This window comes from Geobacillus sp. PK12, from assembly GCF_004123125.1.
In the GTDB taxonomy this organism is placed as follows: Bacteria; Bacillota; Bacilli; order Bacillales; family Anoxybacillaceae; genus Geobacillus; species Geobacillus zalihae.
In genome coordinates this window covers 24,603-37,119 of record NZ_SDKL01000032.1, presented here as the reverse complement: position 1 = coordinate 37,119, position 12,517 = coordinate 24,603, and the positions used below count along the sequence as shown (strand labels likewise).

Here is a 12,517-nt window from a genome sequence, read left to right as displayed (position 1 = left end):
ACAGCAGTCACTGCGGGGATGAACACGAGTATCGTCTTAAAAATTTTATACCGCTAACGTGACGGGTATGGGATCGAGTCCTTGAAAAAGACGCTTCTTTCCGTCTTGTTGGCGACTTGCCCGCTGTGGCCGTCGGCCGCCTTGGCCGCCGATGGAAGTCCGTCCTCATCCTCACCGACACTCATGGTCGCTGAGCATAACGCTTTGCTGAGGAGAGGAGCGACGGATTCCTATCAAATCGTCGAATCCATTTCCGCTGGCCAACAAGTAAAGGTCATCGACAAGTTCCAAAACGCTGCTGGCGAAACGTGGTATCGCATCGAATACAAGGGCATCACGGGCTGGGCGCGGGCAGACGACTTTTCTGAAGCGCATGTCTCTTCCGCCTTCCCTAACGTGATGTTCGCCAAGCAAGACTCGTTGCTGAAAAGAGGGGCAACCGATTCATATCGGGCCGTTGGTTCGATTCCCGCTGGCCAACAAGTGAACGTCATAGACGAGTTTCAAAACGCCTATGGTGAAACGTGGTACCGCATCGAGTACGGAGGCGTCACCGGCTGGGCGCGTGCGGACAGCTTTTCCAACCAACCACCTTCCATGCTCGTCGGAAAGCGTGCGGTCATCGCCGCCAACGACATCGCGATGCGCAAGGGGGCATCCCCTTACTATCCGGTCGTAAAAACACTGTCTAACGGCGATGTCGTCTCCATCATGGCCGAGTTCACCAATTCGCTCGGGGAACAGTATGTGCGTGTGGAGTGGGCGGGAGTCAAAGGATGGGTGAAAACGGAACAGATCTACATACCCAAACAGCTTCCGACACTTTTGCCGACATTCATGAACGTTGTGCAGTCCTCCCCGGTTCGCCGCGGGGCGAGCGTCCATTACCGCGCCGTCGCCACAGTGTCACGCGGTCAATCTGTCAAAGTGATCGATTTGTTCGTCACAAATGGTCAGGAACTTTGGTACCGCGTTGATCTCGGACATGTCCGGGGATGGGTGTCGGAAAAAGTGTTGACGATGTCATCAACCATTTCGGTTCCAAGCGGTGTCTCGGATACGTCCAGCATCTCAGGCCAGCCGCTGACGGTCAGCGTGTCGGTCGCCAATGTGCGGCAAGCTCCATCTTTAAAAGCAAAAGTCGTCACCCAACTGAAAAAAGGAACCAAACTGAACAGCCTGTCAAGCGCCAAAGATGCGTCGGGAGCGCTTTGGTACAAAGTGTCCCTCAATGGAAAAACGCTCGGCTGGGTGCACGAGACGGTCGTAACCAAATCCTACCTTTCCCCACCAGCCAGCCAGGGGAAGCAAAAGCAGGTGACAACCGCTAATGCGGCGCTGTTTGCCGAACCTTCGTTGAGCGCCGCCGTCATCGAGCGGATTGCGAAAAACCGAACGGTCACGGTTTTGAAGACGACAGAAGCATCTCCGTTCGACTGGGTGCAAGTCACCTCTGCATCGGGGAAAACGGGATGGATGCCGGCGTTTGAAGTCAACGCCCCATCCTACGTATACGTCAAACAGGCGGGCACTCCGCTGCGCCGAGGCGCCTCTTCAAACTATCAATCGTTGAAGACGCTGGCAGCGAATGAGCGGCTTGCTGTCCTTTACGAATATCATGGATGGCTGAATGTCGAAACATCCAATGGCGTCCGCGGATGGGTGGAAGAATCGAGCACCTCTACCGTCGCCTTAAATAGTCTCGTGGAACCGACGTTTTCGACCATCAACGACAATGCCTATTTGACGTGGAAAAAAACGTCTAATTTCCGCGTCTCCTATTCGTTGTTGCCGGGCAATCGCCTGAAAATCACCGGCTCGTTTTCCTACGCTGAAGTCCCGTCGACCGACATTCCAGGCATCCAAACGGTGGAGTGGACGGGCAGCAGCCTGCTCATCACCTTTGAACCGGGGTACACGTTCACCCTTCGCCATTACAGCGACCGATTGGCGCTGAAAATTCTCGAGACCGGACTCAAGGGCAAAAAAATCATTATTGACGCAGGGCACGGGGCGCACGACACCGGGGCGATCGGCCCTGGCGGCACGCGGGAAAAAGATATTACGCTGGACACCGCCTTATTGCTAAAAGAAGAATTGGAGCGGGCCGGAGCGATCGTGAAATTGACGCGAAGCACCGACATCTTTTTGGAGCTGTCGGAACGGACATGGATCGCCAACAGTTCCGACTACGACGCCTTTATCAGCATTCACGCCGACTCGTACTCGCGGACATCTCGCGGAACGACAACGTACTACAACGTATCGAGCAACTTCAATGGGCCAAAAAGCGAGCAGTTGGCCGCCATCGTGCAAAAACATCTTGTCCAACAGCTCGGAACATATGACCGCGGCCATAAAACGCAAGACTTTTACGTCAACCGGAAAAACGAGCTGCCGAGCATTCTCGTTGAGCTCGCCTTCATCTCCAATCCAAATGAAGAGGCGCTGCTCAAAACGAAAGCGTTCCGCCAAAAAGCGGCCGTCGGCATTCGCGAAGGACTGGAAGAGTATTTCAGCCAATTCTAGTTTGTTCGCGTTCGGAGAATAATAGCATGAGAAGGCCGGTAATGCAACGGATTGCAAAGCTTTACGACGGAGTTCGTCAAACTGAGAAACATGGCAGCATCGCGTTTTCATTCCTTGCGATTCCTCATGAACCGAGCGAATCCGTTGTTTTTCACCGGCCTTTTAGGAAAGCTATTATTCTCCTTTCTTTCCATATCCAAAAACGGGGGAGATGAACATGATGAAACGAAAAGCCAAATGGGCCGTTGCTGCCAGCCTGGCGGTCGGAATGACGGCAGGCGCCCTCTTGTTTACGCCATCGGCGATGAAAGCATCGGAAGAAGTCGTGTTAGCGAGCGTCGACTGGGTGACTTCCCAGCTCAACCCGATGAAAAACGACATTGCCAACCTGAAAGCACAACTGGCCGCCCAGCAACAACAAATTCAACAACTTCAACAACAACTTGCCAGCAAACCCGCTTCGCCTTCTTTGCCTTCTGTCGTCTATGTAGCGAAAAACAATGCGGCCGTCCGCAGCGGAGCGTCAACGAGCTACCGCGTCATCACTTATAAACAGGCAGGGGCTTCACTGCAAGTCGTCGGGGCGCACCTTACTTCCCAAGGACTTTGGTACAACGTCGTCCTATCTTCATCGCTGAAAGGATGGATCCATTCAGGCGATGTCTCGACATCCGCTGTCAGCAGCGACAGCACCAAGCACGTCATCGCCACGGCCGCGGTCAATATTCGAAAAGGAGCGACGACTTCTTATCCGATTATTGCGACCGTTCCAAAAGGGACAGAGATGGTCTATATCCAGCCGTTTACCAACAGCAAAGGAGAGAAATGGTACAACGTGCAGCTGTCTGACGGGCGGCGGGGTTGGATGGCCGCTGAATTTGGTGAGGTGAAGTAGACGGTGAAAAAACTAGCGTGGTTGGCCGTCGTCCTGTTTTGGCTCATCACCTCTCCTTCCGCCTCGAACGCCGCTGGGGTGAAAACGTACAACAATCCCGTGCAAGTCCTTTTATATAAAGGAGCATCGGTGACAGCCGCCGTCGAAGGAAACTATCAAATCGTCAATAAAGAGACGTTGACGATCACCCCGTTGCCAAGCGGGACAAATCTGACATTTCGGTCTTCCTCTTCGACCGTGTTTGTCACGTACAATGGAAAGACGGATTTTTCAAGCACCGGATTTACTATTCAAGAAACAATCGGCGCGGCGCCGTTGTCCCTTGTCAAGGTGAACCAAACGCGGTATCGGGGAAGCGTCGACATTCGCCTGCAAAACAGCGCCTTGTATGCTGTCAATATTTTAGATATGGAAGATTATTTAAAAGGAGTCGTGCCGAGCGAGATGCCTGCCTCTTGGCCGCTTGAGGCGCTGAAGGCGCAAGCCATTGCAGCCCGAAACTATGCCTATAAACATAAAACAAGTTTGACGACCAATCCAAACACACAGACGTATAAAGGATATGATGGAGAATCTCCCCGATCGAACGAGGCAGTGGATGCGACAAGAGGATTGTATCTTAAATATAATGGCAGTGTCATTGAAACGTATTACCACTCGACAAGCGGCGGCAGAACCGCCAACGTAAGCGACGTCTGGAACTCGTCGCAAACCGCCTACCCATATTTGGCGAGCGTCGATGACCCGTATGAATCATCGCCGTACAGCCGTTGGTCGTTCACCTTCTCCCCGTCTGTGCTGCTGCGTTCGTTCGGGCTCACCGATCCATCGGTTGTTTTATACGACGTCTCGATCACCAAAACCGGCGCGAACGGGGAAGTGGGGGCCGTCACGATTGAAACCTCGGCCGGCGAAAAAACGGTGAAAGGCAATGAAACGACCATCCGCAAACTGTTCCCGCTAGACGGCAATCAATTTTACGGCATCTTGCCGTCCAACTGGTTCGACATTCAAGTGCAAAAAAGCGGTCCATCCGTGTCGATTCAAACGACGAACGGCAGCATCGCCGCCTCTTCCTTGTCATCTTATTCTGTCCAAACAGAGAACGGAACGGTTTCGCTCGCCGGCGTCGAAGGAATCAAAGTACAAACAACGGATGGCATCATGCCGCTTTCCGCCTCGCCGTCAGGGGTCAGCTCGATCACCGTCACGGGAAAAGGCTGGGGGCACCGGGTCGGCATGAGCCAATACGGAGCAAAAGCATTCGCCGAGCGCGGATGGACGGCGGAGCAAATTTTAGAACACTACTTCCCCGGTGCTGAAGTCTCGTTCTAGCGACAGAGTCCATGATGTCATACGGGATTTTGCTCTCCACCTCGGCATCACGCGGGAACAAAAAAGGGCGTCCTTCTTTGTGAGCGGAACGCCCTTTCTTCTTTTTCTATTTTTCTGTCCATCTGACGGATTCACGTTTTGTTTCATCGCCAAGGGCGTGAAGCAAATCGTCGACAATGCGAATCCATGAGTATTGCTCCACCGCCAACTTGCGCCCATTTTCCGCCATCTTTTCGTATTCCTCTCTCGGAAGGCAAAGCAGCTCGAGAACCGCCGCGGCGATCTGTTCGGGATTTTCTGGAGGAGCGATTTTTCCGCAATGGTATGTTTCTAAAATCTCTGCGCTCTCCCCTTCGCCGCAATACAGCACCGGGGTTCCGGTGGCGATCGCCGGGAAAATTTTCGACGGCCTTGCTCCTTTAAACAAGTCGATGTTGCGCAGCGAAACGATGCTGTAATCGGTGATGGAGAAAATCTCCGGCATCTTCTCAACCGGAACGGATCCGTAAAACGTCACATTGTCAAGGCCAAGCTCTTCTTTTAACGCCATCAGCTTTTCCCGCTCTTGGCCGTCGCCGACAAACAGGAAATGCGCCCGTTCATCTTTCGCTTTGACGATGGCCGCCGCCCGCAGCACCGAATCGAGCCCTTGGGCGTATCCCATCGTTCCGGCGTACGTAAACACCACTTTTCCTTCGAGCCCTAATTCCGCGAGCAGCTTCTTGTTTTTCGGCAACGGGCGAAACACATCCGTGTTGACGCCGTTCGGCAATAAAAAGACATCCTCGGGCGCTTTCCCTTGCTCAATCATATAATCGCGAATGCCTTCCGTCGCGGCGGCGATTTTCCACGCCTTCCGGTATAAAAACAGCTCGAGCCATCTCGCCATTCGAATGAACAGCCGATTTTTCAAAATGCCGAGCTCAACGGCCGATTCCGGCCAAATGTCGGCGACGTTGAAAACAAACTTCGCCCGTTTCAACTTCGCACCCACGTACCCGGTGATCCCTAAAAACAACGGCGGGGAATTGCAAATGATCACATCCGTCGGCTTCGCTTTCACAAGCAGCGAATAAAACGAGCTGAACGTAAACGAAAAATACGAAGCGAGCCGTTTCCAAAAGCTCCCCTTTGGCGACGGATAAATCCATGTCCGATGAACGGGAATGCCGTCCCATTGTTCGAACAAATAAAACAGGCCGCGGTATGGCTTGGGGATGACGCCGTGCGGATGATGCGGGAACGCCGTGAGCACTTCCACTTGATGCCCCCGTTTGATCAGCTCTTTGCTCACCTCATACACACGAATTTGCGGTGCGCCTGTTTCCGGCGGGAAGTGTTGGCATAGGTACATGATCCTCATGGCCCGCTCCACACCACTTTCCCAAAAAATCGCAAACGAACGTTCCATTTCGAGCGCCAAGAGGCGAGCGCAAACGAGGCGTGGAAAAGGGGAAACGCCCCCCTGGCATCGTCCCGCTGTCCTTGGATGGATAATCGTTGCCGCGAACCGACGGTCATCATGAGCTTGCCAACGGAAAGCCGCCGGCTTCGCGACTTAGCCTCCGCTTTCGGCAACAAACGAGCACCAACCGCGGCGGCTGACATGACGGCTTTGTTCCTCATCAACTCCCTCCACCGCCTTTCAACGTTTGTTCATACAATCGGATCATGCGCATCGCATTTTCCGTCCAATCGTAATGTTCATGGACATGGTTGACGCCGTTTTCCCCCATTCGTTGCCGCAGCCTCTCATCAAGCAGCAGCCGTTCGAACGCCTCCGCCAGCTTTTCCGGACTGTTTTTCGGCACGATCAACCCCGTTGTTCCCTCACGAACGACTTCCGGCAGCCCGCCGACGTTGGAGACGACAACGGGAACGCCGCACGCCATCGCCTCGACGGCGGCAACGCCAAAACTTTCGCTGTCTTCAGTCGAAGGCACGGCGAAAATATCCATTTGATTGATATACAGCGGCACTTGTTCGTTCGGAACTTTGCCGGCAAACGTCGTCACGGATTGGATGCCGAGGCGGGCGCACAGCTCCTCGTATTCGCTCCGCTGCGGCCCGTCGCCGACGATCAACAGCTCCGTTTGCGGATGCCGCTCGTGCACAATGGCAAACGCCCGAATCAAATCGGCGATCCCGTACTTGTCGGAAAGAGCTTTCACCGTGCCGATCGTCACGGTCCGTTTCGGCTGTTTCGGCAACGGTTTGAAGCGGGCGACATCAACACCAAACGGCGTCACTTCGATCGGTTTGTCCGTATACTTTCCGGTTTCTTTCGCCATCACATGGCTTGTCGAACAAATGACATCCGCTCGCTGCAATGTATATTCAAGCATCCATCGGTTCCAACGATTGGCATTCGGAAACTGATACACGTCGCGCCCCCAGACGGAGACGTAAAACGGATGATACGAAGCAAGCGCCCCGATCAACCCGTAGCTGGAGGCATAATGGGCGTGCAAAATATCTGGTTGAAACGAAGCGAGCAGCCGCTTTAATGAAAAGACAGTGGAAAAATACGACAACTTCCCCGGCAGCCATTTCGGCAGCACGACTGTCTCGACTTCTTTCGCTTGCTCCGGCCCGTAATGGTCTTTAAACGTCACGACTTTCACATCAATGCCTTGCGTTTGGTAAAAGCGGGCCCACTTATGCGTATGGATCGATTTGCTTGGAGCCAATAAGGCGACTTTCATCGGAGGCCCCCCACCAACGTTTCTTTCACCTTTTCCACTCTCGCTTCCCACGAATGTTTCGCCATAAACGTCTGCGCAATGCGCAAGCGGCACTCCTCGAGCATGTCGGCCATCTTGGCGATCGCTTCTGCCATCGACGACGGGTTGTCGTCGCAAATGACGCCGTACCCATCCGCTTCAATCAACCGCTTTTGCGCTGAGCAAGCGGTGGCGACAATCGGCAGGCCGCTCGACAGATAGTCAACCAGCTTGACGGGAACGGAAAAATCATTATACTCGCTCCGCCGCCGCGGGATGAAGGCGAAATCCATCTCCGCATACAAACGGTCGAGCGCTTCGCCGCTGACGTGCTCGACGCGCACTTGCAAGGCGGCAAGCTCTTCTTTCACCGCAAGCGGCTGCCGCTCGTACTCGTCTTTTCGGCAGACGACGGTGAGCGAAACAAGCGGCTTGCGGCGGTTGGCCAAGCGAATCGCCTCAAGCAGGAGCAAAAGCCCATAGTCGGCATTGTTGATGCCGCCAACATAAATGGCATTCAGCGGCTGTTTCGCCGTCCCGAACCGCTGAAACGGCTTTTGCTTCCCACCCGGCGGCAAATCGACCATCGGGCGGCGGATCGCGACGTATGTTCCCATTTCGAGGCTCGGCAAAAAGATGACATCGCAGTACCGCTCGTAAAACCGTTCTTCCCAACGGTACATCATTTGCATGGCCGTTTTTTTCCAACCGCGGAGCGGATACAAATCAGGAAACTTCCAATAGACGTCGCGGTAAAAGACGCCGATCGGAACATTGCGGGCTTTCAAGTAGCGGAGAACGTCTCGGTCGACGAACGGACGTTGCGGCCGGTGTCCTGGGTCCGTGAGCCAAAGCGGAATCGTCTGGTTTTCCATATAGCAAAACCAGACATCATCGAGCTTGCCTTGGCTGCGGAGCTCTTGAAATTGCTTCTCCCGCTCGGCTGACGTGCCGGCGATCAGAAGAACGTCCACTCCCTCTTTCGCTCCCCAGCGCAAAAACGCTTGATGCATTTCATACGGCCGCAGCTTTGACCCGCTGTTTCGTTCCGCGGCGAGTGAAAACGGGTAATAAATCAATACGGTTTTCATCATTCATCCCTCATCAGTGATTCGCCTTTTCGTTGCAAACCATGCCCGTAAATCCCCCTGCACCCGCAGCCACAACGCCATTCCGCCAAACAACGCCACGAGCAGCACCCAGGTCGGATTGAACAAAAAATCGGTGAACCCACCGACGAGCGTGCGGGGGATGTTAATGGAAAAATAAACGAACAAACTTAAAAACAAAGGATTTTTTGGCAGCCGTAGAAACCCAATGTACAACAGCTGCGTCACGACACCGACATACAGCGTGCCGATGACGATCCCCACATAACCGAAATTGGCATACGCCTCAGCGACAAAAAGGGTGTTCAACACTCCCCCTGTCCCGTCTTCAATCCGCTCTGGGAACACGTGCGCCATCACGAGGCGGGCGGAGCGGACATTCTCGACGTCAAACAACCCTGTTAAAATCGAGGGCAAGCTTTTTCCATAAAGAAATGGCAGCGCTTCGCCGAACAAATTCAAATGAAGAAACGTCGGCGCGATTTGCGCCAAAATCATGCGGCCGATCGGGCCTTTGTTGTAAGACAAAAAGGTCGCAACATCTTGCACCCCTTGAATGACGATGTACATGCCGACGAGCACCGCCGCCCCCACTCCCCCATACAACGCCAATTTCGCCGCCGACAGCCTTGTTTTTCCAATGTAGATGCGAATCAGCAAAAACATCATCACGTAAAAGAAAATCGGCGATTTGGCCAAATCATACACATTGACGAACACCGCCCCGACAAACAGACAGATAAACAGCAGCTTCCACCGCCACTCGTGCGTCAGCTCGGCAAACAAATAAGCGATAAACGACAAAAGCGGCGTGAGCGTAATGGCAAAAATATTGCGAACGAGCACGTTTCCGGCAAAATGGCGCGACGCCTCAATGCGCAACGCAGCCAAGCTCTCATCCGTCCCTGTCAAGAGCGCAAACACCGGAATCGTCGGCGTTTTCCAAATCATATACGCAATGGCGGCAAAACTGAGCAGCGACAGCGCCAAAAACGCATAAAACACTTGGCTGCCCGTCGCTCCAGCCAACGGAGAAAGCGGCTTTTGCAAATAGGCGCGAAACTCCTGCCTCGCTTCAAATCCGCACAGCCTTGAAACGACCACCATCGACAGCGGGAACACGATCATGACAAAGCATACGACAGCAAATCCAATCTGCCGGTATTCCTCAGGCCGAAACAGCTTGCGAATCATGTAGTAATCGTCCATCCCCAAGGCGATCAGCAGCGCGCCGATGAAGCTTGACAGAAGGAACGAGTAATAGTACACAATCGACACGAGATTCGGCGCCGTCCATGAAAGCGTCCCCGCTGCATAGCGAAACATCAAGGTGGAGGCGACAAGAACAATCAACCCAATCAACACGTCCAACATGCCGACGCACCCTTATCGCTGTCCGATCGCCGCCACGATTTTCTCCGCCGCATGCCCATCGCCAAAGACGTCCGCATAAACAGGGGCGACTTCCTTGTGGACCGCCGCGACGATCTTCTCGCGGTCCGTACCGGTTAAGATGTTCGCCCCGCCTTCGAGCGTTTCCACCCATTCGGTTTGTTCGCGCACCGTCACGCAAGGCACACGAAGGAAATACGCTTCCTTTTGTACGCCTCCTGAATCGGTGATGATTTTTTTCGCGCCGCTCTCTAACCGAAGCATGTCCAAATAACCGACCGGATCGATCAGCCGAAGCCCTGGAATCGCCGAAGCGTCCAAGCCGTACTCTTCAAGCTTATGCCGCGTCCGGGGATGAATCGGCCACACTTTCGTTCCGGCAATATCCCGAAAAGCAGCCAAAATGGCTTTCAATTTGTCGGGGTCATCGGTATTTTCCGCTCGGTGAATGGTGATCAAGTAGTAGGATTGTTCCGCCAGCGACAAATCAGCCAAAATCGTCGATTGGCGCTGTGCGAGCTCCTTGTTGTACAAAATGGCGTCATACATGACGTCGCCGACATTCCAGACGTTTCGCGTAATATTTTCTTTTCGTAAATTTTCCACGGCCGTCTCCGTTGGACAAAATAAGAGCTCGGAGACATGATCGGTCATGATGCGGTTGATTTCTTCCGGCATCTGCTTGTTGAAGCTGCGCAGTCCGGCTTCGACGTGGATGACGGGAATATGGAGCTTCGCTGCGACAAGAGCGCCCGCGAGCGTCGAGTTCGTATCGCCATAGACGAGCACATAATCCGGTTTTTCCTGCATGACAATTTCTTCAATTTTCATCAGCATTTCGCCCGTTTGCTTTCCATGGCTGCCTGAACCCACCCCAAGATAGTAGTCAGGCGTCGGAATGTTCAACTCCTCAAAAAAAATGGCCGACATATTCGGGTCATAGTGCTGCCCGGTATGGATCAGCACTTCGGTATATTGTTTTCGCAAGACGCGCGAGACGGGGGCAGCCTTGATAAACTGCGGTCTGGCGCCTAACACGGTGGCGATTTTCATCCGAAACACCTCCTAGATCAGATGAGCGGTTATCAAGTATTTTGCGCATTTTCATCCTCGATCGTGCGCACCGGACGGCGCAAATCACGATCAACCCGGCTGGCAAAGAGTGTGGCGGCAAACAGGCCCCAACCAGCGAGCACCCAGCCGTCAGCAAGCGGCGCCTGCTGAACGTAGACGATGACGATGAGGGCGAGCAATGTGCCGACCAAAACCAAAGCCATCTTTTTCCATGACACTGGCACAGGATACACTTGCTGGCTTTTGCGAAAAATGAAAGCCACAGCGACCATATACGTCATGAGGCTGGCCGCGACCGCCCCCCAGCTGAGCCAAAGCGGCACCAAAACGGCGTTCAACGCAAGATGAAGAAGCGCCGCTAGCGTGAACACCCGTGAAATATAGCCGGTTTCCTTTGTCAAAAACAAGCCGGTGGAAACAATCAGATAATAAAAGTTCAAAAACGTGACGGCCGATAAAAACGGGATATAGGACGCTGCATCGCGATATTCCGGTTTGAAAAAGGTTTCCACAAGCCACGGGCTCGCCGTGGCGATCAAAAGCAACCCAAACGCTCCAATGAGCAAAAGCGCCATATACACTTTCGCAAACAGCGCACGGCTTTCCGGCCGGTCTTTCATCGACATCGAATACGGACGCCACGCCATCTGCACGCCGCTCGTGATGAGCGTGATCACGGTCGCGAGACGCAAGGCAACCCCAAACACCCCGACTTCCTCCAACGACGCAAACCGTTGGATGAAAAACGTGCTGACGTTGGCGATCACCCAAAAGGCGAGCGAAGTCGGCACGAGCGGGGCGGCGTAGGCAAGCAGCTCCTTTAACACGTCAAAGCGCACGCGCCACACCATATACTTTACGGTCAAATGCAGCATCAACAAAAACACGAGCGCGCTGCTCACGAGCCGGCCGATGAGCAGCCCTTCCGGCGTCGCCGCGAACCACCGGAGCGCCGCATACGACAGCACAGCGACAAGCAGCATTTTCACGAGCGTCCAAATCACGACTTTTTTCGTCTGAAATTCAAACCGCAGCACCGTCGTCGCCATGACGAAAATCGTATCGAGCAGCAACGTCGCGATACTGATGTACAGCAAATCGACATAGCGAGGTTCTTGAAACAGCGCGCCTGCGATCCACGGACCGGCCAAAACGACAGCCAAAAATAAGATGGCGACGACAAACAGCCGGAAGTACATGACGTTGCGCACATACAAAAGGCGCTTCTCTTTGTCGTCCGTGTCGTAATAGTAAAAAGAGAGCGCCGAATCCGTACCGAAAATGACGAGAAATGTCAGCATCGACGTCCATTGGTCGATCAAGTAGACCGCCCCGTACTGCGCCTTGGACAAATAGCTTGTATAAATCGGCAGCATCAAAAAGGCAATCAGCTTCGTGCCGACGTTCATAAACGCGTAAAGGAGCGAGTCCGCTCCTAAACGCTTGAATGCCGAGAACAA

The 12,517-nt window shown here is 53.7% G+C and carries 10 protein-coding genes; 3 read left to right on the top strand and 7 right to left on the bottom strand.

Annotated features, from left to right (window positions below; all coding sequences use genetic code 11):
• The first annotated feature begins 81 nt into the window (after nt 1-81).
• The 3 genes from ETR37_RS11540 to ETR37_RS11530 all read left to right on the top strand — a co-directional run bounded on the left by ETR37_RS11540 (nt 82) and on the right by ETR37_RS11530 (nt 4,759).
• Entirely contained in the window at nt 82-2,529 is a 2,448-nt protein-coding gene (locus ETR37_RS11540) for an SH3 domain-containing protein (protein WP_013146447.1), read from the top strand.
• Between the two features lie 217 nt (nt 2,530-2,746).
• The gene (locus ETR37_RS11535; RefSeq protein WP_013146448.1) at nt 2,747-3,424 is read left to right on the top strand and encodes an SH3 domain-containing protein; all 678 of its coding nucleotides are present in this window, start codon (nt 2,747-2,749) and stop codon (nt 3,422-3,424) included.
• A 3-nt stretch (nt 3,425-3,427) separates the two neighbouring features.
• On the top strand, nt 3,428-4,759 hold the full coding sequence (locus tag ETR37_RS11530; protein ID WP_015375866.1) for a SpoIID/LytB domain-containing protein: 1,332 nt from the start codon (nt 3,428-3,430) through the stop codon (nt 4,757-4,759).
• A gap of 106 nt (nt 4,760-4,865) precedes the next feature.
• Here ETR37_RS11530 and ETR37_RS11525 read toward each other — a convergent pair whose 3' ends face one another.
• Genes ETR37_RS11525 through ETR37_RS11495 form a run of 7 tightly spaced genes read right to left on the bottom strand, consistent with a single transcriptional unit; the run spans nt 4,866 to nt 12,517 of the window.
• Nucleotides 4,866-6,122 (bottom strand): glycosyltransferase family 4 protein, encoded by a 1,257-nt coding sequence (locus ETR37_RS11525; protein ID WP_015375867.1) that lies wholly within the window; start codon nt 6,120-6,122, stop codon nt 4,866-4,868.
• Nucleotides 6,119-6,385, bottom strand: a complete 267-nt coding sequence (locus tag ETR37_RS11520; RefSeq protein ID WP_015375868.1) for a hypothetical protein — start codon at nt 6,383-6,385, stop codon at nt 6,119-6,121. Before ETR37_RS11520 ends, ETR37_RS11525 begins: the two co-directional genes overlap by 4 nt.
• Entirely contained in the window at nt 6,385-7,464 is a 1,080-nt protein-coding gene (locus tag ETR37_RS11515) for a glycosyltransferase (RefSeq protein ID WP_129447291.1), read from the bottom strand. The genes ETR37_RS11520 and ETR37_RS11515 overlap by 1 nt, the downstream gene beginning before the upstream one ends.
• Nucleotides 7,461-8,576 carry a glycosyltransferase gene (locus ETR37_RS11510; protein ID WP_015375870.1) on the bottom strand — a complete coding sequence of 372 codons (1,116 nt, stop codon included), beginning with the start codon at nt 8,574-8,576 and terminating at the stop codon, nt 7,461-7,463. The genes ETR37_RS11515 and ETR37_RS11510 overlap by 4 nt, the downstream gene beginning before the upstream one ends.
• A complete protein-coding gene (locus ETR37_RS11505) occupies nt 8,577-9,965 on the bottom strand; it encodes an O-antigen polymerase (protein ID WP_129447290.1) in 1,389 nt (462 codons plus the stop codon). It abuts the gene before it with no gap.
• A 12-nt stretch (nt 9,966-9,977) separates the two neighbouring features.
• Nucleotides 9,978-11,036, bottom strand: a complete 1,059-nt coding sequence (wecB, locus tag ETR37_RS11500) for a non-hydrolyzing UDP-N-acetylglucosamine 2-epimerase (RefSeq protein WP_129447289.1) — start codon at nt 11,034-11,036, stop codon at nt 9,978-9,980.
• Between the two features lie 32 nt (nt 11,037-11,068).
• Nucleotides 11,069-12,517, bottom strand: coding sequence for a lipopolysaccharide biosynthesis protein (locus ETR37_RS11495; protein ID WP_129447288.1), 1,449 nt, complete (start codon nt 12,515-12,517; stop codon nt 11,069-11,071).

Coding starts and splice junctions, on each gene's coding strand:
- ETR37_RS11515 (WP_129447291.1), bottom strand. CDS start 7,464: ATGAAAGTCGCCTTATTGGCTCCAAGCAAATCGATCCATACGCATAAG.
- ETR37_RS11520 (WP_015375868.1), bottom strand. CDS start 6,385: ATGAGGAACAAAGCCGTCATGTCAGCCGCCGCGGTTGGTGCTCGTTTG.
- wecB (WP_129447289.1), bottom strand. CDS start 11,036: ATGAAAATCGCCACCGTGTTAGGCGCCAGACCGCAGTTTATCAAGGCT.
- ETR37_RS11525 (WP_015375867.1), bottom strand. CDS start 6,122: ATGAGGATCATGTACCTATGCCAACACTTCCCGCCGGAAACAGGCGCA.
- ETR37_RS11505 (WP_129447290.1), bottom strand. CDS start 9,965: ATGTTGGACGTGTTGATTGGGTTGATTGTTCTTGTCGCCTCCACCTTG.
- ETR37_RS11510 (WP_015375870.1), bottom strand. CDS start 8,576: ATGATGAAAACCGTATTGATTTATTACCCGTTTTCACTCGCCGCGGAA.
- ETR37_RS11535 (WP_013146448.1), top strand. CDS start 2,747: ATGATGAAACGAAAAGCCAAATGGGCCGTTGCTGCCAGCCTGGCGGTC.